The organism is Paenibacillus sp. Marseille-Q7038, from assembly GCF_965111595.1.
The window spans coordinates 1-25128 of the sequence record NZ_CBCOOM010000001.1 but is presented as its reverse complement, the minus strand read 5'-3'; the positions used below and the strand labels follow the sequence as shown (position 1 = coordinate 25128).

The 25128-nt window shown below is 34.8% G+C and carries 27 protein-coding genes and 2 pseudogenes; 6 read left to right on the top strand and 23 right to left on the bottom strand.

Annotation, left to right across the window (positions count from 1 at the left end; all coding sequences use genetic code 11):
* Positions 1–15 precede the first annotated feature (15 nt).
* Entirely contained in the window at positions 16–378 is a 363-nt protein-coding gene (locus ACWPWY_RS00145) for an EGFR-like transmembrane domain-containing protein (protein ID WP_213535256.1), read from the top strand.
* A gap of 1048 nt (positions 379–1426) precedes the next feature.
* On the opposite strand, the gene ACWPWY_RS00140 is transcribed toward ACWPWY_RS00145, so the two are convergent.
* On the bottom strand, positions 1427–2470 hold the full coding sequence (locus ACWPWY_RS00140; protein WP_454189844.1) for a DUF1835 domain-containing protein: 1044 nt from the start codon (positions 2468–2470) through the stop codon (positions 1427–1429).
* A 1351-nt stretch (positions 2471–3821) separates the two neighbouring features.
* Positions 3822–4832: a hypothetical protein gene (locus ACWPWY_RS00135; protein WP_454189843.1), complete on the bottom strand. Its 1011-nt coding sequence runs from the start codon at positions 4830–4832 to the stop codon at positions 3822–3824.
* A gap of 172 nt (positions 4833–5004) precedes the next feature.
* Here ACWPWY_RS00135 and ACWPWY_RS00130 point away from each other — a divergent pair, with 172 nt between their 5' ends.
* Positions 5005–5301 carry a hypothetical protein gene (locus ACWPWY_RS00130; RefSeq protein WP_454189842.1) on the top strand — a complete coding sequence of 99 codons (297 nt, stop codon included), beginning with the start codon at positions 5005–5007 and terminating at the stop codon, positions 5299–5301.
* A 412-nt stretch (positions 5302–5713) separates the two neighbouring features.
* On the opposite strand, the gene ACWPWY_RS00125 is transcribed toward ACWPWY_RS00130, so the two are convergent.
* The 5 genes and pseudogenes from ACWPWY_RS00125 to ACWPWY_RS00105 form a co-directional block, all read right to left on the bottom strand.
* On the bottom strand, positions 5714–5914 hold the full coding sequence (locus tag ACWPWY_RS00125; RefSeq protein WP_454189841.1) for a hypothetical protein: 201 nt from the start codon (positions 5912–5914) through the stop codon (positions 5714–5716).
* A 369-nt stretch (positions 5915–6283) separates the two neighbouring features.
* Complete coding sequence (locus ACWPWY_RS00120) at positions 6284–7150, bottom strand: YwqG family protein (RefSeq protein ID WP_454189840.1); 867 nt, start codon at positions 7148–7150, stop codon at positions 6284–6286.
* 320 nt (positions 7151–7470) lie between these two features.
* Positions 7471–7641, bottom strand: a pseudogene (locus ACWPWY_RS00115) (NUDIX domain-containing protein); the annotation flags it as partial.
* Between the two features lie 91 nt (positions 7642–7732).
* Positions 7733–8141, bottom strand: a pseudogene (locus ACWPWY_RS00110) (hypothetical protein).
* A gap of 179 nt (positions 8142–8320) precedes the next feature.
* Complete coding sequence (locus ACWPWY_RS00105) at positions 8321–8575, bottom strand: hypothetical protein (RefSeq protein WP_160034999.1); 255 nt, start codon at positions 8573–8575, stop codon at positions 8321–8323.
* 358 nt (positions 8576–8933) lie between these two features.
* On the opposite strand from ACWPWY_RS00105, the gene ACWPWY_RS00100 reads away from it, so the two are divergent.
* Positions 8934–9416, top strand: a complete 483-nt coding sequence (locus ACWPWY_RS00100; protein ID WP_454189839.1) for a peptidoglycan-binding domain-containing protein — start codon at positions 8934–8936, stop codon at positions 9414–9416.
* A 230-nt stretch (positions 9417–9646) separates the two neighbouring features.
* Positions 9647–10057: a hypothetical protein gene (locus ACWPWY_RS00095; RefSeq protein WP_454189838.1), complete on the top strand. Its 411-nt coding sequence runs from the start codon at positions 9647–9649 to the stop codon at positions 10055–10057.
* A gap of 235 nt (positions 10058–10292) precedes the next feature.
* Here ACWPWY_RS00095 and ACWPWY_RS00090 read toward each other — a convergent pair whose 3' ends face one another.
* Genes ACWPWY_RS00090 through namA form a run of 3 tightly spaced genes read right to left on the bottom strand, consistent with a single transcriptional unit; the run spans position 10293 to position 13411 of the window.
* Positions 10293–11309 (bottom strand): zinc-dependent alcohol dehydrogenase family protein, encoded by a 1017-nt coding sequence (locus ACWPWY_RS00090; RefSeq protein WP_454189837.1) that lies wholly within the window; start codon positions 11307–11309, stop codon positions 10293–10295.
* A gap of 19 nt (positions 11310–11328) precedes the next feature.
* On the bottom strand, positions 11329–12348 hold the full coding sequence (locus ACWPWY_RS00085; protein ID WP_454189836.1) for a zinc-binding alcohol dehydrogenase family protein: 1020 nt from the start codon (positions 12346–12348) through the stop codon (positions 11329–11331).
* Positions 12349–12376: 28 nt separating this feature from the next.
* On the bottom strand, positions 12377–13411 hold the full coding sequence (namA, locus tag ACWPWY_RS00080) for an NADPH dehydrogenase NamA (RefSeq protein WP_454189835.1): 1035 nt from the start codon (positions 13409–13411) through the stop codon (positions 12377–12379).
* Between the two features lie 154 nt (positions 13412–13565).
* Between namA and ACWPWY_RS00075 the strand changes: the two genes are divergently transcribed.
* Positions 13566–13934: a winged helix-turn-helix transcriptional regulator gene (locus ACWPWY_RS00075; protein ID WP_454189834.1), complete on the top strand. Its 369-nt coding sequence runs from the start codon at positions 13566–13568 to the stop codon at positions 13932–13934.
* A gap of 490 nt (positions 13935–14424) precedes the next feature.
* Here the strand turns inward: ACWPWY_RS00075 and ACWPWY_RS00070 are convergent, their stop codons facing one another.
* The 13 genes from ACWPWY_RS00070 to ACWPWY_RS00010 all read right to left on the bottom strand — a co-directional run bounded on the left by ACWPWY_RS00070 (position 14425) and on the right by ACWPWY_RS00010 (position 24279).
* Positions 14425–14844: a hypothetical protein gene (locus ACWPWY_RS00070; RefSeq protein WP_285745745.1), complete on the bottom strand. Its 420-nt coding sequence runs from the start codon at positions 14842–14844 to the stop codon at positions 14425–14427.
* A gap of 172 nt (positions 14845–15016) precedes the next feature.
* A complete protein-coding gene (locus ACWPWY_RS00065; RefSeq protein WP_160037248.1) occupies positions 15017–15484 on the bottom strand; it encodes a DUF4367 domain-containing protein in 468 nt (155 codons plus the stop codon).
* Positions 15485–15711: 227 nt separating this feature from the next.
* The gene (locus ACWPWY_RS00060) at positions 15712–16029 is read right to left on the bottom strand and encodes a hypothetical protein (RefSeq protein ID WP_160037214.1); all 318 of its coding nucleotides are present in this window, start codon (positions 16027–16029) and stop codon (positions 15712–15714) included.
* A gap of 335 nt (positions 16030–16364) precedes the next feature.
* Positions 16365–16745 carry a hypothetical protein gene (locus ACWPWY_RS00055; protein ID WP_160037213.1) on the bottom strand — a complete coding sequence of 127 codons (381 nt, stop codon included), beginning with the start codon at positions 16743–16745 and terminating at the stop codon, positions 16365–16367.
* Between the two features lie 19 nt (positions 16746–16764).
* Complete coding sequence (locus ACWPWY_RS00050) at positions 16765–17694, bottom strand: hypothetical protein (protein ID WP_160037212.1); 930 nt, start codon at positions 17692–17694, stop codon at positions 16765–16767.
* Positions 17694–18413: an anti sigma factor C-terminal domain-containing protein gene (locus ACWPWY_RS00045; RefSeq protein WP_160037211.1), complete on the bottom strand. Its 720-nt coding sequence runs from the start codon at positions 18411–18413 to the stop codon at positions 17694–17696. The genes ACWPWY_RS00050 and ACWPWY_RS00045 overlap by 1 nt, the downstream gene beginning before the upstream one ends.
* A 592-nt stretch (positions 18414–19005) precedes the next feature.
* Positions 19006–19308: a hypothetical protein gene (locus tag ACWPWY_RS00040; RefSeq protein WP_454189833.1), complete on the bottom strand. Its 303-nt coding sequence runs from the start codon at positions 19306–19308 to the stop codon at positions 19006–19008.
* Positions 19309–19527: 219 nt separating this feature from the next.
* Positions 19528–20073, bottom strand: a complete 546-nt coding sequence (locus ACWPWY_RS00035; protein ID WP_454189832.1) for a hypothetical protein — start codon at positions 20071–20073, stop codon at positions 19528–19530.
* 168 nt (positions 20074–20241) lie between these two features.
* On the bottom strand, positions 20242–20991 hold the full coding sequence (locus ACWPWY_RS00030; RefSeq protein ID WP_454189831.1) for a hypothetical protein: 750 nt from the start codon (positions 20989–20991) through the stop codon (positions 20242–20244).
* Positions 20992–21308: 317 nt separating this feature from the next.
* Positions 21309–21956, bottom strand: coding sequence for a hypothetical protein (locus ACWPWY_RS00025; RefSeq protein ID WP_285745749.1), 648 nt, complete (start codon positions 21954–21956; stop codon positions 21309–21311).
* Between the two features lie 539 nt (positions 21957–22495).
* Positions 22496–22978, bottom strand: a complete 483-nt coding sequence (locus ACWPWY_RS00020) for a hypothetical protein (protein ID WP_454189830.1) — start codon at positions 22976–22978, stop codon at positions 22496–22498.
* A 213-nt stretch (positions 22979–23191) separates the two neighbouring features.
* Positions 23192–23659, bottom strand: a complete 468-nt coding sequence (locus tag ACWPWY_RS00015) for a DUF4367 domain-containing protein (RefSeq protein WP_454189829.1) — start codon at positions 23657–23659, stop codon at positions 23192–23194.
* A gap of 209 nt (positions 23660–23868) precedes the next feature.
* Positions 23869–24279, bottom strand: a complete 411-nt coding sequence (locus tag ACWPWY_RS00010) for a hypothetical protein (protein WP_213533918.1) — start codon at positions 24277–24279, stop codon at positions 23869–23871.
* Between the two features lie 388 nt (positions 24280–24667).
* On the opposite strand from ACWPWY_RS00010, the gene ACWPWY_RS00005 reads away from it, so the two are divergent.
* Positions 24668–25105: a hypothetical protein gene (locus tag ACWPWY_RS00005; protein ID WP_454189828.1), complete on the top strand. Its 438-nt coding sequence runs from the start codon at positions 24668–24670 to the stop codon at positions 25103–25105.
* Positions 25106–25128: the final 23 nt, after the last annotated feature.

Genomic DNA, 25128 nt, shown 5'->3' with positions numbered 1-25128 from the left:
AAAGGAGGATTTTTCTTGAAGAAAATAATGATGATTGGTGGCGGAGTTGTTCTAGGGCTTATAATTCTTGTAATTGGTTTCATTTTTTTTACGGTGTACTCTCTTAACACCCCAGCGAAAAGTGATCCAGAGCTTGCCGCTTATAATGAGGAAAGAGTTAAAGAGTATTTAATTGAGGAAAAAGGGTATTTGGAGAGCGATATAGCTAGTTTTGAAGTTGTCAAGATAAAAAAAACAACTGATGAGACAGCTTCTGGATATCTAACCTATGTTGAATTCTCAAATGAACTTAATAAGATGTATTCTTATAGATTAGGGGAAGATGGTGAAGTCGAACAACTGGGGATTACTGGAGGTGCTTATAAGCATAAAGAATAAATAATAATCTTATAAAAGATGCTACTAGTTAAGGCAACGTCAAATACGTGCATAGTATTAGTTTACTTATACAAAACAGATAATGCTTGATACAAGCGAGTAAAACGTAATCATAGACACAATGAATGTGGCCACAAGGTATGCATAACTGTTATACGAGCAACAAATAGGATATTATGTTGATCCTGGTGCTTTCTTCTCCTAGCGAAAAAGCAACCGGGTATTGTTAATCGGTTGCTTACTTGTCCTTCTTGAACTATCGTTTCTACTAGTTAGCTTAATGAGTTATCCTAATAAAATCAATCATTCGGCTCCTATAGAAATTAACTAAAAGAAAAGATTTTGAATTGTGTTATTAAGTAGACAGTAATGAGTACATTTATTGCGAGTATAAATGTTATTGTATTCAGATTTACTGAATATTTTATCAAATAACGACGAAAAACAAATGAAAGTAAAGTCATGCTAACAAAGTACCCAATCGGTATAACGAAACTATAAAACACTTTTTCTGTTGTACTAATGTCACCTGGTGGGGCATCTGCTGCTGTGAATCGTCCCATTGCTATCCATATCTTGAATACCCAGTAAAATAAGAATGATGTGGTTGATATAACTAATAGATAAGCTACATAACTAATTAGACCAAGTTTAATCTTCAAACAGTTGCCTCCAATTTTATGCGTTTTTCATTGTAATGCCCTTAAGAAGCCAACACTTCATTAAAATAAGAACGATTGTTGTATCCACATCAAGATGGATTTTGAGAAACTTAAACGATCGTATGTGTCCGACAATCCCAAATGTTGTGATTTTTGGTTTCGTTAGGCAGGTCTAAAGCATTAACTATATAGGATAATAACCTCCAATCACAATACAGAAATTTACATCTAGAGTGGGTAGAGCGTTGGTTGGTACGAACATACTCAGATGATTCTCCGCTCTGAATCTTCATTAAGCTATTCTGCTCGTAATCGAAAAGACGGCAACCACGATTGGCTGCCGTCTTTTATATTATTACTTATTCAACTATCGTTTCTACGTTAGCTTAATCTACGGTTCCAAGTTTAATAGAGAACTGATGTAAAGCTCCCGGTACCCCTCTAAACATAAAAATTCCTTGATTAACTAAAATCCAAATCCTATAAGAAATAAATGAATATCCTACAAGTTGTCGCGATATATCAAACACCTTCTCGACAACTCTCCCTGCCTTGATAAATCCATCCTCATCATGTTCTTGCTCTAGTTCCATAACTGACCTTATTATCACTTCGTCTAGTGAATTCTCATCGTTGCTTTTAACAGTCCCATCTTCCCACAAACGAAGTACATGACTTCCTTTCGTCAGCATTAACCATTCTGATTCATACCTTCTTCTTTGACTAGGATCAAGTGGAACACCTTTAAAGTAGTTTCTCACTATTTCCTGAAAATGCTCGTGATCAATTAAACTTCTAGCATAGGGAACTCCTTCTTTATTTTGTAGCTTAGTAGCATTAACGATCTCCGTTACATTTACAACATTAACTGGCTGTTTACGTTCTCTCAACAAATGCAACACAAAACGTAATCCTGTTTGATCATGTGCATTATCAGCACACCAAATAACGATGGCTTTATTTTCGGGAATGTCTTTAACTACTTTTACCATATTGTCAAGCTGATGCTCTTGGTTGAAATGTTGACCATATCTGAAAGCCTCATCGTATTCCATTAACCAAAAGCACCTATTCTGTTGTCCAGTTGTTGTATCTAAATTAGATATTGGTCCGATTGAGAACCAATCATTGAATGCTAGGACTTTACATTGAGTTTGTTTTCCGATTTTATTGAGTGTGACTTTTAGCGAACCTGCATCAGAGAGACTGAAAACTAGATGAACGTATTGTTGGAGTTCATCCTTTTGTAATTGATGGTTGCGAACTTCATTTAAATTGTTTTGAAGCATGTTAACAAGTCCTTCTGCTAAATTTTTTTCTTCGAAGTTACCGTCCTTACAATAGCGATCAACTGTATTCAATAAATTGTAAAAGTACATTCGCAGGTCCTTTTCACTAAATTGATTTAAGCTTTCATATAACTTCTCCATGGATATCCTCCTCATTGGACAACATCCATAACAATACCATATATTGGGGCTATCCTGCCCGTTTGCATAACTAAAAGGGAGCAGTTGCCAACTGGCAAGCTGCTCCATGCTGTTATTGAACTAACGTTTTTCCGTTAGCTTAATGATTTATCCTAATAAAACAATCATTCGGCTCCTATAGAAATTAACTAAAAGAAAAGATTGTGAATTGTGTTATTAAGTAGACAGTAATGAGTACATTTATTGCGAGTATAAATATTGTTTTCAGATTAACTGAATATTTTATTAAATAACGACGAAAAACAAATGAAAGTAAGGTCATGATAACAAAATACCCAATCGGTATAACGAAACTATAAAACACTTTTTCTGTTGCACCAATGTCACCTGGTGGGGCATCTGCTGCTGTGAATCGCCCCATTGCTATCCATATCTTGAATACCCAGTAAAAAAAGAATGATGTGGTCGATGTAACTAATAGATAAGCTACATAGCTAATTACGCTAAGGTTAATCTTCAAACAGTTGCCTCCGATTTTATGCGATTTTTCATTATAAACCTTTAAGAAGCAATTACTTCATTAAAATAAGAAAGATTGTAGTATCCACATCAAGAAGCTCAGAAATCCTGTTATGCTGAATGTGATTAAGATAGTTACTATTCCTCTTGAAACAGACTTTAAATTTTTCTTACCTGTTAGTCCTATTATTCCAAGGATTAAAGTTATCAACGAAAGAACGTAAACAATATTCACGGCGTCCGGGTCAGATATTTCACCAATAAGTCTATAGAGTTCTGCCCAACTATAGACTGTCAAATATGAAACTAAACAAATTATTGAAAGGAAGAAAGACCATAAATTTAATTTTTCTCTCATAAATTTCACCTCCTCATATAGCTAATCAGGCATAAGAAATATACGATGGATTTTGAGAAACTTAAACGATCGTATGTGTCCGACAATCCTGAATGTTGTGATTTTTGGTTTCGCTAGGCAGGTTTGAAGCATTAACTATATAAGAAAATAACCTCCAATCACAATACAGAAATTTACATCTAAAACTCAGTTAAAATACAAGAAACACATAGACTGTCCTAATATAAAAAGAAGGTTGATAGACCAAAAAATGCGTACAGTCCATCTTTAAAATATATGTATCTCGCTCAAAACTTTATCTTCCCCTCTTGGAGTTGAACCAACGCACGCTACATGGGTACTCTGCCACTGAGTTAAGGGAATATATAAGCGTAAAAAAGACCAGCAACTCAACTAATGAGTATACCGGTCTTTCTCTTGATAAGCACAAATCACCCCAAGAAATGGAATGATTTGATCATACTAATAGTGTTTCTAAGAGCTTGGTAGAGTGTATGTTTGGGAATAATCATATTCGAACCCATACCCAGAAACATCAATACCATAAATGCTTAGCGCCATTACTGCGATTTCTGGTACCACCGCATGGCTGTACGCACCATAAAATTTAGAAGTGGTGCCTTTTTGACTCACAGCGGTCCTAGTCTCATTCCCAATGTAACCGACATGGGAACTATCTTGATGTAATGCTCTAAGATCTATTTCCCCAGATCCACCATACAACCCATTATTTATCTTTTTAAATCCATAGTTAAACCATTTGTCCCAGTTCCTATCGTATGCGTCATAAATACCGTTTGTCCCAACCGGTATAGTTTTAGAAATATGACTGATCCCGATTGTATCTGTGAATGTAAAGTTAGGTGTTTTACTCCAACGGAAATTATTACGAATAGAATGTTTGAATTCAACACCGCTTTGTGTTTTACCGAGGTAAGTTACAGTTCCCCATATCTTAAAGTTGTTATCATCTGTTCCATCAGAATTGATATTCCTAGGGGTGATCATAGGATCCTGAATAGAATCTACAACGAATTCCTCAAGAGCAGCCTTTGCTTCTTCACCTACAGGTAGATTGAACTTTTTTAAATCCTCCGAGATCGCGTCAGTTACAGTATCGACAGTATTTTCGTTTACTGAATATTTAGTACCCTCAAGGTCTGTGTAACTAACATTAACTTCTGTTATGTTAGAATCAACTCTAACCCCACCTTGAATCACTAACTCATTTTTTAACGAAGGTGACAGACTAGCAATCTCTGCATCTGAGTAACCAATAACTTTTAGAATTTCATTCTTTTGTTCTTCAGACAAGTCTCGAGGTTCATTTACCCCCTCTACCCTGCCATCAGCATATTGTGTTAACTGATACCCTTCAACATCTACAGTATTAGAATTAATTTCTGCAGCACTTGTTGTAATCGGGAACAATAGGCTAGCTGCAAGTAAGGATGATACAGATAAGTACATTACGGTTTTTTTCATTAATTTCTCTTCCCCCACTATTAACTATTAATAACAGAAGGAATTATAGTGTAATATTATCCAATTTTACAGTTAAATAATGTAATTTTAAAAATTCCTTTATAACCTTTATTATTTAGTGATTATGGTGTATAGTGCCTGTTATTACTTTATAAGACTTGAGGGAGGAAGAATGAAGAAAATATTATTAATTTTAGCTTCAGCATTGCTAATAATGGTCGTACTAACAGGTTGTGCAAGTCCAAAAGAAAGTGGTTTTCTAAGCGTACCTATTGAAGAAATTATGGATAATAGTATTGTTGTTAATAAAGGCGATTATCTGTTAGAAATTGAAGTTCCGGAAATTGTTATACCCTTGTTGAACCAGGAAACTGTTTACTATTTAAATTTTGATTACATTATGGGTAGTGATAAAAAGAAAGCCAAGCTTACTGATATAAGAATTGAAGAAACAATGATTAACGAATAGAACTTGCTTGTATTTTTTCTCATTAACCAAATCATCTTGTATTAAAGAGCTTAATAAATAATTAATTCCTTGGTTTTAAATCCAAGAATTTAAACTAATGAAAGAACTGGTATTACCCTCCTCATGGTAGACAGTAGAAAAGGTTGGTGCAATCCAGTCCTTGTATTTGATCCATAAGACCAGGCATGATATTTCGGTTCGGTTGAATTGATACTCATATGTTTCCTCATGAGCCAAAACGGAAGCTTTGGTCTTAGGCTGCAGCTGTCGCTAATGGCGGATGCAGCCTGCTTATTATTTCAATCAAAGGCACGGCTGAAAGCGGTAGCTACTATTTTGACTTTTTACCCGGCCTTATCAGACAGGGATTTTATTTCATGCAACAGCTTCTTTTGATTCGCTCACTTGTTCATTAATCTGTTCTATGAGGGCTTGCGCTGTTCTCCGCTGTTCTCTGGATGGCCACACCTGCATTTTTAATGGCTTCTGGCTCCGCTGACATCGACCAAGTTGCTACATAAGGGAGACTGTAATCACTTGTATCAAACCCGAAGTAGGTTAGAACTACAAATGCTACTCCCTCCGCTTCGATCTCCCGCTCTTCATTACTCAACGATTTGGACCGCTCTTCACAGTTATTAATGTTATCTAGTTTAACGTCTTAACTACTGTTTTCCGATTTTCTATTAAAAAAACAAACATAACCCTGCACTATTACCAACTATCTACATTTCTACCATATGTTTCCGATATTTTTTCTCTTCAATCCCACGTATTTTATTTGATATTTTATCTATCAAGAATAACAAAATAAGCAGACCAATTATAAAAGCTAATAACTCCACCCCACGCCTTACTTAACCTGACATATCATTAACAAACAATTTCCTGAGTGTATCACAAGTTTTCGTAACGAAAAGGGAGCACTGCCAACTGGCAAACTGCTCCCTACTATTTCTTCAACTAATGTTTTTTCGTTAGTTTACCCACACTGCATTTCACAAACTACTCTTTCAAAGCATAAATCAGTAAGATCATCCTCATGAACCCAAAAATAAATCCTTCCAACATCTCCCCACATAATTCCGGTTTTTTCTTCTTCAGAATCAATTTGTAGTAGTAAACGCCACTTTAATGCAGAATTAACAACCTTCTCATGAATATCTAAATTATTCAGATCATCCCAGCCGTACGGACCAACGGCTATTTCACAACCGACTTGCATATCACCTTGAATTTGATCAGGATGACCCATAAGTCTGTTTACGTACCCTTCTTTTGACCAATGCGGTAAAAATGATTTCCAATACTTATCAAAATGATCTCTGTTACCATTCCAGCCTAACCCCAAACTTTCCAAATAAGCTGACTCAGCAGTTGGTACAGATAGACCCGTTTCATATAAAATCTTGTTCGGCTTCATTATTTCTGAATCATTTAAATTATTAGGAATATTTCTTCGTGAAATTTTCGAGAGGCGCTCTGAATCGATGTAGATCACTCGACATGTGTGAGGATCATTATAAAAATCATCGTCCTCATACATAGGTTTTACAGCATAGAAAAAAGACAGCAACCCACTCTTAGGAAGAGAAATATTTACTGGACAATCTGCCAAGTTAATTTGAGCAATAAAAGTCATATCATAGTCTTTCCATAATGGCCATTCTATATCATCAGGAAGATCAGGATTACCTCCTACCTTGCTTCCTCCAATAGGAATCATAATGTCAGATACAGGTTCAAGAAAAAGTTGAGCTGTAGGAAAAGCCCAGTTTGCAATGGCATGTCCATATTGGCCTAATCCTACTTGCTCAAGTTGTTTTACTACAGTTTCTTTGTTCAACATTATATTACCTCCAGGGAATCTCTACTTAACTACATAGCATCATATATTCTCGAAGGATAATTCACTATCCTTCCATTAGCAGCTCACACATACCCTAAGGGAGCAGCTGCCAACTGGCAAGCTGCTCCCTGCTGTGTTCAACTAACGTTTTCTCGTTAGTTGAATGATTTATGTAAAACAACATTATTCAACCCACCGCCTAGGTCCGATGATGTGGAATAAATGATCACTACTTGTATTCAAAGAATCCTTTATACGTGAAATAGTAAAATCACTAATCGGCCTAGGCAAATTCTCTACATTGCAAAAATTACATTCAGTTACTTCCTCCGCATCTGGCTGTGGTTGTTGATTGTCGACCACTTTACAAGTGAAAACAAAGTGATGTAATTGGGTTCATAATACACGCCAGTTAAGCGCCCTACATTAACTTCAAGACCAGTTTCTTCAAACACTTCTCTCTTTGCTGTATTCTCTGCAGACTCGTTTTGCTCAGATAATCCGTTAGCTTAATAAGAAAAGGCTGCTGAAATGACAGCCGAGATATAAACAAAAGCACCCCGTTACTTGAAGAAGAAAATTTTACTTTTCAATTTTCACTAACGTTTTTTCAGGTGTTTCAATCTGGTCAATATCGAAGTTATTGATTTGTAAGGTTATTTCACCCTCTCGCTTTTCAGTTTCTTCTCCCACCCAACAGCTATACAACTCAAAATAATCGCCCTCTTTAAGATAACTGTCCATTCTTTTACAAAGTTCTAATAACTTTGCTTTTGATTCAGCACAGATTTCTGGAGTTGTATATTCAGAAATTTTAATTCCCCAATGACTTGATACCGTAAACATAGGGAGTAGTAAACTGATATTTCTTTACATTTTGCAAGTGTTCCTCATCCGCAAAACATCCTCCAATATACAAAGAATCATCTGAATATTCATTATCGGTAATTGGTAATTCTATATTACATCCAATATAACTAGCTAAACTCATCTCCACTCACCTCTTTTCAATCCTTATTTAACTATTCTACCGTTTGTTCAATAAGAAAAGGAGGTGCCGCATGACTACCTCCATTGTTAAACTAAAGTTTTCTCGTTAGTTCAAGAAGAATGGATTTTTCCCTAAAAACACAGTATTACATATCGACAGCTTTTGTTAAAGGGATAACTTCAAACAGACTTCTTTATTCCTTTACTTAGCCCAATAATTAATAAAACTAGTCCAAGTATCAAGAAAATCCCTACAAATAGATTATCAAACACACCAGGCATAGCTGGTTCAGTTGTATAAGATCCAGACCCGTTTATTTTTACTGGAGCCGATTCACCAATCCATTTAAAAACTGCAATAAATCTTTCTAATGTGAACAATATGCCACTTAATGCAATCAGTCCCAGACCAGATATAAAACTGCTCTTCCACATTTGTTGTCACCTCGCTTGAAATTAATTATAAAACTAATTGACTAACAATACCATTTGGTATCATACAATGGCGATTATCGCAATAACTTATTGCACTATTCTGCCGAGTAGCTTAAAGAAAAGACGTTAGAATATAATTAGCTATTTGTCTAATAAGAAACAATAGAAATAGATCGTAGCAAATGAAAGTATTGCGCTGTCATATTGGCTTTGATCAAGCACTTACGTTATTTCCATAAATATTAATTTTATTTTCCAAAATATTCTTGACATATTATTAATATTTTAATAAAGTGTATATCTATTCCATCACAACAAAATAAGTGTTATGACATCAAGAATTGGAGAGAATTATTTAATGGTTATTGCAAAAAAAACGAGGTACACAGCACTATTATCTTCAGTAATGTTGGTCGGAAGTTTGTTGATTGCAGGAAATGCTAGCGCTGAAATCTTTACTATCTATCCGACGCTGAGTTCAGGTTCTTCTGGTGGATATGTAGAGTCTTTACAAGCAAATCTATGGTCTTCAGGATTAAAGTCAACAGTAGGTGATATTGACGGGAAATATGGTAGTGGTACTGGTACAGCTGTGAAATCCTATCAATCAAATGCAGGACTTACTGCTGATGATATTGCTGGTCCAGCTACTTGGAAAAGTATGAACAAATATGTTGTTAATGTTGGGTATGATCAATTTTATTATAGACATTCTGGTAGCACTACTTTTGAAACTTTTTACAGATCAACACCTAACGGAGACGGGTATGATTGGAGATATGATTTGCGTTATAAGAGCAACCAATACGTAGTGAAAACGGGCATTGTATACTCATATTAAAAATTCAAAGTATAAAGGAGAAAAATGAAAATGAAGAAAAAAATACTTTCCACTAGTCTTGTCACGCCTTACTTCTTGGAGGAGTTTACACTTTTAATGCATACGCCAGTGATGAAACAATAACTAAAACAACTACATCTGAAGTTAAACAAACTTCTGATGTTTCTGCTGACTACTCTTACACAACTACTCCTTTACTAGAGGCGGATCATGCTGGAAATCATATACCTTTGGACTTGGTGAATAAACCTCTTTCTAGTAATACTATTTCTAAGGCGGTAGTTTCAGAAATTAGTGAAAATCCAATTGTTGATTTGAACGCTCTGGCAACTGATTATGGTAATGAAGTCCAAACAAGAGTTGATTATAAATTGAAAAGTGGTTCTGAGATTCAAATTTTCCAAAACGATATACAGGGAACTCCAGAATCTACAGTAGAAATGTTCAAAAACTCTGACCTTTATGCTTCTTCAGAAATCTATGTAGAGGAAATCAACGGCCATAAAGCAGTAATTGTAGATGGCGAACCAAGAAAAGTCGTAAATTTAGTATCTAACGATCATCTCTATGTTATTTTTTCAGTAGACCTTGATGTGAGTGCTGATTATCTAAAAGAGGTAGCAAAGCAAATCATAGAGTAGTAACATTCTGTGTGATGTAACCGTATTATATTCCTCTGAACTCTTTGATTATTTGATCAAATATCAAAGTAAAATAAAGACAATAAACCCCTTGGCATTATGCTGAGGGGTTTATTGTCTTTATTCGCCATGATAAGGTATACCTTTTGTCCAACTAAACTATCCTGCCGCTTGCAACTACCCACTGGCAAGTTGCTCCCTGCTGTGTTCAACTATCGTTTTCTCGTTAGTTCAATTACTCTGATACACGAATAACAATTTTACCAAATGCTCCACGTTGGAGGTGCTTATATGCTTCGATAGCTTGATCGAACGGATACACAGTATCAATAACTGGATTGATATTCAATTGATCAAAAGCTCTTTGCATATCATCGAATGCATTTTTGTGGCCAACATTGATCCCTTGAATCTTCACTTGTTTAGCAAGTAGAGCAAACAAATTAACTTCCGCCATCATTCCACCTAAGAAGCCAATGACATATATGTTGCCTTGAATAGCCACAGCTTCAATCGAACGATTGATACTCTCTCCACCAACAACTTCAAGAATATGTTCTGCTCCTTTTCCGTTCGTAAGTCTCAGCACTTCTTTTTCCCAATTTGGAGTTTTAACATAATTAATAACCTCATTCGCACCAAGTAATTTTACTTTCTCTGCTTTTTCATCACTGCTGGTAGTAACAATTACACGAGCTCCGAGTGCAGAAGCAATTTGAACCGCATAAACCGATACTCCTCCAGTTCCCAGAATAAGAACTGTATCGCCAGCCTTAATTTTTCCATACTCTACTAAAGAGAACCACACTGTTAAAGCAGCAATTGGAAGAGTTGAAGCTTCTTCATCAGTTAGATTACCTGGAGTAAATACTGCTGAATCTTCATCTAACAACATATATTCTGCGAGTCCACCATCATTCGGACCCCCAACAGCGAATGCTCCTTCATTTTCCTTGGGTGCACCTTGAATCCATTTAGTGAACAAATGGGAAGTCACACGATCTCCTACTTTAAAACGTGTAACATCCGAACCAATGCTTACAACCTCTCCAGAAGCATCCGATACTGGTACAAATGTTTTATCATTCATCAGTTCAGGTAAATATACACCATCTACGATAGCTTTATCTCGGAAATTTAGAGATACAGCTTTAACTTTCATTAGAATTTGATTAGGACCTGGTTTTGGTCTATCTAGTTCAACTAATTTAATGTTCTCTAATCCTAGCCCTTGTTTTTGCCATGCTTTCATGAATTCGAATCCTCTCTTCTTAAAAATTTTCCAATACAATTTTACCGATCACAGTTCTTGATTCTACTTTCTTGTGCGCCTCTTTTAGTTTTTCTGCATTAATAGGGGAGAGGCGTTCTGACAAGGTAGTTCTAATCTTGCCTGCATCAATTAAACGAGCTACTTTATTTAAAATGTGATGTTGTTCGATCATATCGTTTGTTCCATACATAGAACGTGTGAATACCATCTCCCAAACAAATGTCACACTTTTATTTTTCATAAGGGTAAGATCAAGCTTTTCGTCTGTTTCAACAATCGAGCATATTTTTCCTTGTGGGGCAATAACTTTCTCCATCGCTTCCCAATACTCTTCTGTTTTGCTTAGGCACAAAATATAATCTACTGTATCAATACCAAGCTCTCTTAATTGTGGAATGAATTCCTCATAGTGGTTAATAACATGATCTGCTCCGAGGTCTTTGATCCATTTTGTAGTTTCTAGACGTGATGCTGTACCAATAGTCGTTAAACCTGCTAATTTTGCTAATTGAATAGCGATCGACCCTACCCCACCCGCTGCACCAATGATCAGAATGCTTTTATTTTCGTTCATATCATGGCTTATTTGAAGTCGATCGAATAAACTTTCATATGCAGTGATTGTCGTTAACGGAAGAGCTGCGGCTTGCGCATAATCAAGAGTTACCGGTTTTCTACCGACAATTCTTTCATCTACTAAATGGTATTCACTATTTCCACCTTGACGAGTAATACTACCTGCATAATATACTTCATCACCCGGTTTAAATAATGTACAATCATGACCAACTTCTTCCACAACACCCGCGACATCCCAACCTAAAATTTTCGGTTCTTCTTCTACGTCAGGTTTTGGAGAACGAACAATAGCATCAACAGGATTAACAGCAATCGCTTTTACTTTTACCAATATATCCCGTCCAGTTGCTTTTGGTTTTGGAACTTCAACATCTAATAAACTATCTAGATGATCAATCGGGAGATATGCATATAAACCTACAGCTTTCATTTTTTGCATTATTCATCTTCCTTTTTCAATTCATCTATTAACTTTTTAACCAGTGAGATCCATAACGTGTGTATTGCACAGGCGCTTCAATATCGGCCCCTAATTCCTCAGCAGCTGCACGCGGCCAAAATGGATTTTTAAGAAATTCTCGTCCAATGAATACTAAATCTGCACGTTTGTTTCTTAAAATTTCTTCTGCTTGTCTTCCTGTTTTAATTAATCCAACTGCACCGGTTGCTATTCCTACCTCGTTTCTAATTCGATCTGCAGCAGGAACCTGGTAATTCGGATAGGAATCGACTTTTACAGGAGCAATTCCGCCTGAACTACAATCAACTAAGTCAACACCTTGTTCTTTCATTTTCTTGGCATATTCCACAAAACTAGTAACTGTATTCCCGCCTTCTTTATAGTCAGTACTAGAAATACGAACGAACAATGGACCATCCCATTCTGTTTTCACAGCCTCAATGACTTCTCTTACTATACGATAGCGATTTTCTAAGCTCCCACCGTATTCATCAGTACGCTGATTGGAAAGTGGAGAAAGAAACTCATTTAATAAATAACCATGTGCACAGTGAACTTCGAGAATATCAAATCCTGCTTCTCGTACTCTACGTGCAGCTTGTTTGAAATTAAGAACCATTTGCTGAATATCTTCTTTTGTCATTTCAATGGGTGTTTGAGTATTCTCGCTAAACGGAATGGGAGAAGGTCCAATTGGAGTAACTCCCTCTTTATTTGTAAGTCTGCCTGCATGTCCAATTTGAGCACCAGCTTTTGCTCCGAATTCATGTATTCGATCAACTAGGTTTCTCAACCCCTTAATATGATGATCATCCCAAATGCCTAAGTCTCCAGGTCCGATTAATCCATCGGAGCTAATAACAAGCGTTTCAGGCATAATTAATCCTGCTTGACCCAAAGCACGGGCTGTATAATGTGTTAAATGAAAATTCTTTACTTCCCCTGATTCATCTGAACTGTGCATACACATTGGTGACATGACAATTCGATTTTTTAATGTAACACCTTTTATTGTATATGGTGAAAATAGTGTAGCTGTCATAGTAACACTCCTTTATTACAAATGATTTCTCTTAACTTGCAAAACCCATGTTACTTTATGTATTGTAAAATAGTAAGTACGCACATTTTTGTTGTATAGAATACTTTTTGTTGTGTAGTATACTTTTTAATACCTAAATTATTGGAGTGATATTATGGATAAATTAAATAAAGGAATCTGTCCAGACGCTTCTGCTTGTCCTGTTGCTTTTACAGTAGATGTGATCGGAGGAAAGTGGAAAGGGCTCATCATATATCACTTAGTTTCTGGTCCTAAGCGTTTTAACGAGTTACGGAGAATAATGCCTGATATTACACAACGTATGTTAACGTTGCAACTTCGTGAATTAGAGCAAGATGGCATTGTGCATCGTGAAATATATCGTGAGATCCCCCCAAAAGTAGAATATTCTCTTACAGACTTTGGAGAAACATTGAAACCTATTATTTTCCTTATGAGGGATTGGGGAAAAGTTTATGAAAATGAAGTTCTAACAAAAAGAAAACTTCAAGTAAGCAAATAAATAAGATGATCACTTGAGTAGACCATGTATTCAGAAAGTTATTAAATAGCACCCTCACCGCCGGGTCCTAACACTGATGCAGTAGAGAAATGGACGCGCGTCTATAGATAAAGACGAACAATAGTCAATAAGCGTTAAAATAGGAACTTCAAAAAGGCAACCGATGGATTGGTTGCCTTTTTCATTTTTGTTCAACTAGCCTTCCCGATCGTTAAATAACACACTATAAAATGATTATTATACGTTCATTTTAATACATCATCTTCTATGAACTCTAAATATCTTTGTTTTTCCCCAGATACTAATTCCTTATCACAATGTTGAACAAAAATTATTTGTTTATGTAACTTTCTATACAAAGAGTTTCTTCATTTACTTTAGAAAACAAGTCTTGTAATCCAAATATCTGCCCGTTAGCCTAAAGACAAAGTAGCCGGTCTTTTGAGCGGCTACTTACTTGTTCTAATTGAACTAACGTTTCTTCGTTAGTTCAGTCTTTAGGTGTGATTTTATAGTGTACCAGATAGTAATTAGCCCCTGCAGTATCATTCTTGAAGTACAGTTCAACATAGTCCTCTTCTGGTCCTACATCACATAAGCTAATGGTCAGTTCAAAGTATTTTCCTCCGTGCATTGCATCTGCACTTATGCTTTTGCTTTCTTTATCTTTATTTTTAAGTGTGACAAGTGAATTTATTGAAGAAATTTGTTTGCATCCAATCATAATATATTCTGTTTTGTAAATACTCTTGAGTGCTGACACTATAGAAGAATGCAACTGTTGTAATAGAGCTTCCTCGAGCTGTTTTTCTCTTTCACTAATCCCTGCATTTGATGCTGAAGTTAAAGTTGAGTTTGCTAACACTATACCGATTAAGACTAAAATGCATAAGCTTTGTTTTATTTTCAAACGGATCACCTTTGGATTTTTCGTTTATTTTGCTCAGCATTTTAAAACTCTATTCTCATTTTAAAATAACCTGCCGGTTAACTTAACGGAAAATGGAGCAAATGCCACCGGCAAACTGCTCCATGCTGTTATTGACCTAACGTTTTATCGTTAGCGTAACAATAAATTTAGATTATAGCATTGAATCCGCTATTTTTTGGATTTCCTGATCATCAAGTGGCCTTCCTGTAAAATCAGTAATTATATACTGTATTCCTGAGTGAACAAAAGTTAAGCTTTTATAATCTCTAGTTAACAAAATAGCTGGAACTTCTCCTTTTAAGAATAATTTCTTTGCATAGGAAGCTCCATCATAATGCTTAATACGATCAAATTTTTTATTCTCTTTACTAATGCTTAATAATATTTGATCTCCTGCCTCAAATCCATAATATCGGACTTCTATTTGTTCTTTACTGATATCTTTTGTTTCAGTTTTTTTTATATTGTAAGGAAGAAACGTAGGAAGAGTTATTTTTAACCCACTCCGATTTTCATATGACTTGATAACTTTCTCTTCAGTTTGATCAATGTTCACCCATTCGTTATGTCCTGATACGTTTATCATCACCATTAATACGAGTACTATGTAGTTAAACAATCTTGTTCCTCCTTAATAAAAGATCCATGTTTTTATTAAGGTTACCTGAGCAAAACTTATTATTCATCGAGATAAAGTTTCGTACATTTCGTCACGCTATCCTACTCTGCTGGTTTGTAAATAAAAGAGAGCAGTTGCCAAGTGGTAAGTCAAGCCCTGCTGTGTTCATCTAACGTTTATTCTGTTAGCTCAATGAAGAACTCGGAATATAAATACTAAATTACTATTTACTTTCTAACAGCTATCCCGTATTTTTCTGGATGATTGATGTACTCTTCATAATTAAGTGATCCTTTAAACTCAAATAACTTAGATGTATTGTTGTATTCAAACACCAGTAGTTGTCCACGAATGCCAGAATGCGTTCCGTCATCTTTCACACCAATAATGTTTGAGGAAATTTGGATGAATTCGTTATTACTGCTTACAGTTACATTGGATGGTGGAATAATTGTTGGTTCAACCTTTTGGTTAGGTTTAAAGGCAATGATCAACAAGCTTAACAGTATTCCAGTTAATATTATCTTCGTGTAGTTTTCATTCATAATATCCTCCTAAGACGCTTTTTTAAATAGCATATGTTTATATTCACCAAGTACCATAAAACCCTTTGTGAGGAATATTTATGTGTCTGTTTAATCAACTTTCCTGCCGGTTTACATAACTAAAAGGAGCAACTGCCAACTGGCAAGCTGCTCCTCCATACATTGGGGATGATATTCCTATAAGCTTAAAGAAAAGCAACCGGTTTATTGATCAGTTGCTTACTTTTTCTTCTTGAACCATATTTTCGCTAACAATATTGAATCTAATAGTCTCTCATAAATCACAACACGTCATCTAAAGAGAAGGTTACGATCAAATTTCTGAATCGAGATCTTTATTTATCCTCTATTAGCTCATCAAATTTTTCAACGAAATTTGATATCTTAGAATCTAATTCTTGATCTGCTTCACCGTTCATATAATAATAGACTATCAAATTACCATTATTCACAAGAAAAGTTTTATACTTAGGATCTTTGAAAGATTTTTCTTGTTCCTCTGCTTCTTCTGTATCTTTAAGAAAATATATAGCAAAATTCGCATCTTTATTTAAAAAATAATGATAATAATTTTCCTCCATATTATCCCCGAATGTTACTTCGATTCCTTCATTACTTAACATGTCTCCAACTTTTTTAGGAGATATCTTGTCTCCACAAGCAGTTAATAACAAAGTTAAACAGAAACATATTGCTAAAGACCATAACTTTTTCATTAGTTACTCCTTATTTCTCTTATTTTTTAATGTGTAAATGATATTGTAAATCTGCAGATGAACCTAATGCAGATGATACTTTAAAATAATAGGTTCCTGGACTTAGATATACATCGTTCCGTTCATCATAACCATCAGCACTATCTGCAAGTCTCGCGACTTGTGTTCCAGAACTGTTAAATATAGTAACATTATAGTTATAACTACCTTTAGGATTATTTAATATTACCTTATGATAGCCACCTGTTGTAGCTTGAAATTTCCAGTAGTCAGGATCTTGAGTTGAGGTAATTGTTCCTCCTCCCCATTCATTAACTAATATGTCATCTGGAGAAACAGCCATTGAGTTATTGTCTTCCCATTCATATCTGTACCTTTGATTATCTGGAGCCGTAAATTCCGGGTCAAAAGGAACAAGAATTGCACTAGAATTACCATTCACACAATATTTCCCACACCCGTAGTTAGTTCCTTCTTGTGCAGTTATTTTATACATACTCTTTGTACTATCAGTATTATCCAATTTAACTGTCGAATAATACCACTTACCTGATACAAATTCATTAGGATCGTATGATCCTACAGAAACATCTGGTTCACTTTTACTACCTGCAACACCCCAGCTGTTTAAAATTTGTGTATCTAAATATGGATCCGGAAAATTAGATTCAAAAGCTGATCCCGCTGCATCCCTAGCAAAGGCTTTATTTTCGTAATCATAAAAAACTGCTGAATGCTCATAAGTATCAAATGTAGAATCATAGAAACCTACTGTAGCACTCCTAAAATAAATTTGTTGATGACTAAATCTTTCATAACTTGAAGTAACATATATACTAGAGTCTCCTTTCCAAGGAACCCAATCTTCAGCTGGAGCAGCATTTACATTAGAAACACCTATAAAAATCATCATTGTCGCAAGAACTATCGATATGAATTTTTTAAACATTAATTTTGTACCTCCGACGTAACCGTGTTAATTGGTTTCCAATTTTCATTATCTCCAGTTACTTTTTCTACTAATCTAACTTCTTCCTGTGACTTTAATTTTAAAAGATTTTCACCAGTTCCCTTTACTTTTAAGCCATATATTTTTAGTCCGTCATTGTTAAGTTCATTCAATCTCTCTTTAAATACATGAATAAGTTCTTTTTTTGCTTCCACAGAACGTTGTTCCTCTTGTGCTTTTTCTGCATTGGGATTTTGTTCTAATATAAGTGATCTTTCTTTTAGAGAAACTTCTTCCTCATAATTTTCAATTTGATTTACAAGCATAGTTTTGAGATCATCTTCATATTTAACCACTGCATCTTCAATTGTTTGGTCCTCTTCTAAAATAAATCCACCGCTGATTACTTCGTCTTCATACGTGTATGCATGATACATTGCTTCGATTTCTATTCCCGTTTCAGTTGAAATCGCTTTAGCAATTTCAACTTCATGCTGTCCATCTAAGGAGATTAATGCCTCTATTTCTTGATTCGTGTTCTCTTCTAGTATTTTCAGCTCTTTCTCTGAAGTATTAATTCTATCACTAATTGTGAATTCATCTGAATTAAGAGCTGGATTCTCTGCCTTTAAAGTTGGTGTATTAAATACGATTCCAATTGCCATTAGAGTAGTAAAAAATAGACCTCCTATAATCAGTTTATTTTTTTTGTTTTTCATACGTCCTCCTGAGTTGTATTGTTTATTTTCAATTGGAAACTATATACTAATATTATCAGAAAATACAGGAAAAATATAACAATTAATATTCTCTATGCTAGATAGAACTAAGAAAGTTATCATCTTAATAGTCGATAATATAAGAGGCACTTTAAGTGTAGAAAGTATCACACTGTAATACTTTCTACATACATTTTAGAGAGGTTAATGATGCTAGCATTAAAATATACAGAGTTCCCAGATACATATATTGAATTCTCAAATAGAGGAATATAACCCTCTTCCAACAGAAATAGATTGCGATAACTATAAATTTTAGAAATGAAAAAAATCAGATACAAAACTTAAATAGCTTCAATTTCATTTAGTTTTTGTTCAAGATTATTTATATCTTCATTTTTCTTGGCTACAAGTTTTAAAAAGTTATTCCGAAGTCTCAGCATTAATTAAACTAATCTGTTCGTTAGCTAAAAGAAAAAGCAACCGGTCTTTTGAGCGGCTGCTTACTTGTTCTTATTGAGCTATCGTTTTACAGTTAGTTCAATGAAGAACTCGGAGTAAAGATACTAAATTACTATTTACTTTCTAACAGCTATCCCGTATTTTTCTGGATGATTGATGTACTCTTCATAATTAAGTGATCCTTTAACTCAAATAACTTAGATGTATTGTTGTATTCAAACACCAGTAGTTGTCCACGAATGCCAGAATGCGTTCCGTCATCTTTCACACCAATAATGTTTGAGGAAATTTGGATGAATTCGTTATTACTGCTTACAGTTACATTAGATGGTGGAATAATTGTAGGTTCAACCTTTTGGTTAGGTTTAAAGGCAATGATCAACAAACTTAACAGTATTCCAGTTAATATTATCTTCGTGTAGTTTTCATTCATAGTATCCTCCTAAGACGCTTTTTAAAATAGCATATGTTTATATTCACCAAGTACCATAAAACCCCTTGTGAGGAATATTTAAAGCAGTTGCCAACTGGCAAGTCGCTCCTGCTTTGTTCAACTAACAGTTTTTTCGTTAGTTGAACAATATTAGTACTCTCCTGTTCTCTTAGCTTGATTATAAAGGCAATCGATCAATGCGATCGGTCAGCTTTGTAATCAATTATCAGTAAGAAGATTACCGTCCTTATCATAATATTTATATTTAAATGCATGACCATCCCTAGGTAGATCAATCCAAGTAACAGATTTCTGATTTATACTTAACTTTTGTTCAATTACTTGTTCATTTACCTCTAATTCCATTTTCGCAATATTATTTTCCTGATTAGTCACTATCATAAATTTTGAATTTTGTAATACATGATCGGATGTGCGAATTAAGAATGTAGCAAATGATTTACCTGCATGTTTTTCAATATGTCTCCATTCATAATTGCCTTTTTGGTTTTTAGAAAATTCAATATATGCTGGACTATTATTTGATAAGAAAGCAACTATCCTTATATCATTAATATCTTTAAGCTCCAAAATCTCAACTGATTCATCTTCATAACCCTCAATAGATTCAATCACTTCTTGTATGGATTCTTTATCATTTCCATAAAGTTTATTTGTACTTTTTGAAAAATAAATCCCCACCATTGTTATTAAAATAAATAAAATTAAAACATATATCATTTTGTTCTTCTTTGATATATCCATATGCTGAGTCCCTCCTTCTAGGTAAGACCTTCAATGTTTATCATTCAATATTACAAACACATGTCAGATACATTTGTTGCACTATTCTGCCCAGTAAATTAAAGAAAAAGCAACCGGTCTATTGAATCGGTTGCTTACTTTTCTCTAATTGAACTATCGTTTTTTCAGTTAGTTCAATCTAATGGATTTGTTTTCGGCAGAAGGCCATAATTCTGAACGATGTTCCATCCACACTCTCTTAGCCACCTTTAGAAAGCTAATCCCATCCTCAATTAACTTTAAAGCCTTTTCTGGAGATTGTTCTTGTGGATAATAAGACTGCACAGAACAAAGGAAATACTCCGCCTTACCTCCAATTATTGGTTCGTTGGAAAGTAGAGAAACTGCCTCCTGCTTCTTCAAATTCCATATACGTGTGCCATCATGGTGTATGACAGTAAGTAACTGAAAGACGACGGGCCAAACAATTGTACACATTAACCTTGCACAACGTTCAATCCTATCTTCTCCATGGTCCAAAAGTTGGTGCGAATGAAACGCTACCTCTGGCTTCAGTCTTTCCAATGATTCTATAGCATCGCGATATATTTGTTCGTCGGATGCTACAGGCTCTAGTAATAGTCCAGCTAAAAGTTGAAAACTACCTGAAATCGGCGGCAGATACTTATTCGTTTTATGAGATAACACACTGAATTGGATATATCGAAAGGGTTTTACATCAATTTTGCTAAGTTCTTTATGTATATTGATACAAATTTCAAAAGGAAGGGCCCCCTGTTCGTTCAGACCCAAGTCATCTACATAAAGTACGTAATCAATGTCACTACTGCCAGAAATAACTCCACCTTTTACAGCAGAACCTTGTACAATAAGTCCAATAAAAAAGGATCTAACATGCTTTAAAACGATATCACGCACAGTCGAATTTATTCGCTGAGCATCTAAATGAGTAGTATCTTTTAAAATAATAGTCCACCTCTATCTCCGTCAAAATGTAATATAATCTCAAATATATGCGATTTGTCGAATATCAAATTATACAAATAATACCATTAATCTGCCCAATATTAAAGAAAAAGCAACCGCTCTGTAGATCGGTTGCTTACTGGTTCTTCTTTAGCTAACGTTTTCTCGTTAGTTCAATGGTCTTCAGGTTGATTCCATCAACCTTTTAATAAATAAAAAAGCGGTACAATATGAAACTTCTGTTGTATATATGTTCTTGCCCTTCGACATTAGAAGTTGATACTATTATCTACAATTTTCACATCACCCTTAGATAATGCATCTGTAAGGAGCTGCTCCTTAAATTTAATTAAATCTTGTCCTAAATTAGTATTACTATCTTTATCAACACCGATTTTCCCTTGTTTGATTAACAACTGACCAAGGTTCTGTAATGTTAGTTGTTCTTGGTATTCTGAAGGAGCATATTCAGTCCAATACTCTTCTTCTGTTAGACCTCTTAATTCTATGAAATTTTTCTGAGTATCCTGCACTTCTTTACTTTGTTTTGCCAACAGAGCACGCATTCTTTCTGCTTCTTTTTTTCCTTCCTCATATGTTGCAGTAACTCCTTCATCATCAGCTAATTCTAAGAATAACTTATCAACTACAATTTCTTTAAGTAGTGTAGATTCATCTATTACAGGATTTGTTTCAACTAATTTGTTAGCTTTTAAATTTGCCAACTCTACATTTGTCACCTTGATATCTCCAATCTCAACTAATACTTTATCTTGTAGTTGCTTGTTTGACTCAAGTTGAGATTCGACTTTTCGTATTGAATTTGTAAAAGGATCTAATGCTGAAGAGTAAATGGCACCTAAAGTTAAAGCACTAACAACACTTAAACTAAAAATAAATAAAATCTTCTTTTTCATACAAATCCTCCTTACCAATCAAAATTCACTTTTATTATAGTGAAAGATCCCTGAGCTAATAGATAGTCACATCTATTTCCGTCCGATTAAGATAAGAACCGAGTCTGTAAATTTGGTATGAATTCCCCTCACCTTTATAAACCAATATAGATACTGTTTTATTAGGGAAGATACGAATTGATGATTTAATTATTATCTTGTCTAGCTTTAACCAATCCCGGTATTTTCTTCTCATAAACAGATAATACTTGTGAAACTAATTTTTCGCTTGTTCTTCCTACACAATAGCTATGTCCCTTAGATATAACGCTTTTAGTGATTAAAAAGTTGAATTAATCTGCCAAAAGTAGCTAAGAGAAAAAGCACCAGTCTATTGATCGTTGCTTACTTTGAAGGTAGCAGTTGCCAACTGGCAAGCTGCTCCCTGCTGTGTTCAGCTATCGTTTTTTCTTTACTTTAAATAAGTTACGTTTAAAAACATTAGTCAATGTTGGTCTTTCCGTACTAGTAATCCGCATCCACTTGCAGACTTATGACTTCTATGACTCCGTTACGAGCTCCTTTACTTTTGACGCAAATATATCCCAGTTTGTATCATACCCTACATTAAACGACCACCCGTTAGAACGCAGCTTCTCTCCTAAGTGGATGTAATCGGCACGTTGCTTATCGTTTAAACTAACATCTAAAGTTCCGTCACCAACCTTGAATTCATTCAAGTAATCGTGTAATTCCCAAAGGATATCTTGCTTATCATCATCTCTTTCCATTCCCATGTGTAAGATAACTGAATCGATGGCTTCATCTAGTTTTTGGGTAACAAGTGTTTCATTATTCCAATTATTATCTAATTGATGCTGTATAGTTGCTTCAAGTTGACTTAAATCTCGGTAAATGGCTGCATTCAATAACTCATATCTTAATTCTAGTTTTCTGTTATCACGTTCTTGATCTTTATATAAGGCAACATTCCCAATAAGCGATACTGCTAAAATCACTTTAATCCACTCTGTTTTCTTCATACTTCCTCCGTTCACACTGACCCTTCCCAATCACCTTAGTTCTTATTATAACGTTTATTATAGGGAAAGGTTACGTTACAAACAGAAGGGCCTTCTGAAGCTATCCTGCCCAGTTTGCATAACAAAAAGGGAGCAGCTGCCAACTGGTAAGCTTCTCCCTGCTGTGTTCAACTAACGTTTTTTCTTTACAGTTAGCGTAACAATATTTTTAGATTATAGCATTGAGTCCGCTATCTTCTGGATTTCCTGATCATCAAGTGGCCTTCCTGTAAAATCAGTAATTATATACTGTATTCCTGAGTCAACAAAAGTTAAGCTTTTATAATCTCTAGTTAACAAAACAGCTGGAACTTCTCCTTTTAAGAATAATTTCTTTGCATAGGAAGCTCCATCATAATGCTTAATACGATCAATTTTTTTATTTTCTTTACTAATGCTTAATAATATTTGATCTCCTGCCTCAAATCCATAATATCGGACTTCTATTTGTTCTTTACTGATATCTTTTGTTTCAGTTTTTTTTATATTGTACGGAAGAAACGTAGGAAGAGTTATTTTTAGCCCACTCCGATTTTCATATGACTTGATAACTTTCTCTTCAGTTTGATCAATGTTCACCCATTCGTTATGTCCTGATACGTTTATCATCACCATTAATACGAGTACTATGTAGTTAAACACTCTTGTTCCTCCTTAATAAAAGACCCATGTTTTTATTAAGGTTACCTGAGCAAGACTTATTATTCATCGAGATAAAGTTTCGTACATTTCGTCACCGCTATCCTACTCTGCTGGTTTGTAAATAAAAGAGAGCAGTTGCCAAGTGGTAAGCTGCTCCCTGCTGTGTTCATCTAACGTTTTCCAGTTAGTGTAATCAACCTGTTGTGAAGTTAATGATCCCCTGCACCTAAATAACTTTCTACTGGCACTTTGTATAATACATAGTCGCTAGTCCACATCTGCCCTGTTATAATAATCCTTCCTTCACCTTCAAAAAATATCCCAGAACCCTCATAAGAGTCATACTTTAACCCTTGATTCTCCATTTCCCTTATGACTTTGTCTCTTCCTTCTTGTTGATTTCCACTATAACCAAGCCAATAAAACCCATTAACATTTGCTAACTCAACTAGTTCATTGTTACTCTTATCCAATTTCTCAACAACTTCTTTCTTTGATACACCTTCAAAAGGAAGCGTTGGATAATAAGCTTTACTAGAGTAAAGCCAAAAACTTAGTAAGACAATTACAGCCAGTATTAATGCGATTAGAAGAAATAATATATTCTTTTTCGTTTTCACGTTGTCGTTGACTCCTTTTTTTAGAATCTATATAAGTTATACCTGAAAGATTGCTATAAGTTGCGAAAGTAAGGGAGGAAGGAGCAGAAAGTTAACCTGCCGATTAGCAAAAAGGGGCAGTTACCAACTGGCAAGCTGATCCCTTTTGTTTTCAACTAACGTTTTTTCGTTAGTTGAACAAGCGCGCTTTCTTTTATTTCACAATATCTTCGTACTGTGCATCATTTAACGGAACCATTTCTGTATAAATAAAGTATTAGACTGAGGAAATAAAGCACTAGACAGCTAAAGAGTAGTTTTGCGCAACAATAATTCGCAGTCAACGTCTAATTAAATGTGCGGAAATTTACAAAGGATAAGATAATTTTGAAAAGAAGGTGTGACAAGCATGTTCTTTAGCAAAAGATTGATTACTATTATCATTGTATTTATAGGCATAACCCTTGCTTATACTGCATGTCGAAGTATTAATCAGAATAAAGTGCTTAAAAATGAACAAATCGAATTCATCAAACTTAAGTGTATTCAGTTATGCGAAGATTGGGAGGATAAGCCTTTCCTAGATCGAGATTATACAGATAAAACATCAGTAGATATTTATAGAACTGCCATTAGAGACTCAATACCAATGGAGGGCTCGTTGGATTATGGGGCAGAGTTTGAATTGAATATTTATTACAAAGATCAAACGGTCCAAGGATATCATCTTTCATTATCTAAAAGTAAAGGGTATTCTGGATTACTTGTTGCGTTATCAGACACTGAGCAAGGATACAGTATTGAAGTGAAAGATGCAGACCAAATAAGAGATCTTATTTGGAAGTAACAGATGCAAAATTTCACTTTCTT